Here is a 775-nt window from a genome sequence, read left to right as displayed (position 1 = left end):
TTTTACCAACTGTGGATAATTTGAAAATCCCTATTTTGACGAAAAACTTTGAAATATACTCTTCATAGCTGATTCAGGCACTCATCTTATTGACACTTGTTTTTTACATTCGTTATAATAAAGGAAATAATTTTGAAAGTTTTTTAAGGAGGAGCACTTTTTTTATGTCAATTGAAGTAGGCAGCAAGTTACGAGGCAAAGTAACGGGGATTACGAAATTCGGAGCGTTTGTGGAGCTGCCAGAAGGTGTAACTGGACTAGTTCATATTAGTGAGGTAGCGGATAATTACGTAAAGGATATTAACGATCATCTTAAAGTTGGAGATATCGTTAATGTCAAGGTCATTAACGTAGAGAAAGATGGAAAAATTGGTTTATCCATTAAAAAAGCAAAAGATACGCAACCTTCGCAGCGTCCACGCTATAAGGCCAATGATCGAGCCGCAACAGAAAGCTTTGAACAAAAAATCAGCCGTTTTCTTAAAGAAAGTGAAGATCGTCTAGCATCTCTTAGACGCCATATGGAATCAAAGCGGGGAGGTCGTGGCGCGAGACGTGGGTAACTTGCTGCTGAATGTATAAGGATGATCATATCATAATAGTGAATAACAGCCAAAAAGCATCCACGGTGATGGATGCTTTTTCTTATTTTTTAGCGAGAAGGCAGATGTATTTTGCCGTTCGTGTATGTGGAATTTTTTATAGATGATGTATAAAATTTTGTGTAAAGCATTTTGCTAGACCAAAAGAAAAAAGGTAGGGTATTCTCTGATTG

1 protein-coding gene is annotated in these 775 nt (G+C 37.0%); it reads left to right on the top strand.

Annotated features, from left to right (window positions below):
- The first annotated feature begins 164 nt into the window (after positions 1–164).
- Positions 165–563 carry a S1 domain-containing RNA-binding protein gene (locus DCC82_RS17055; RefSeq protein ID WP_012748835.1) on the top strand — a complete coding sequence of 133 codons (399 nt, stop codon included), beginning with the start codon at positions 165–167 and terminating at the stop codon, positions 561–563.
- Positions 564–775 lie beyond the last annotated feature (212 nt).

This window comes from Geobacillus sp. LYN3 (assembly GCF_003064505.1).
Classification (GTDB): Bacteria; Bacillota; Bacilli; order Bacillales; family Anoxybacillaceae; genus Parageobacillus_B; species Parageobacillus_B toebii.
Note: the sequence above shows the minus strand (reverse complement) of the source record. Positions and strands in the feature narration are given on the sequence as shown.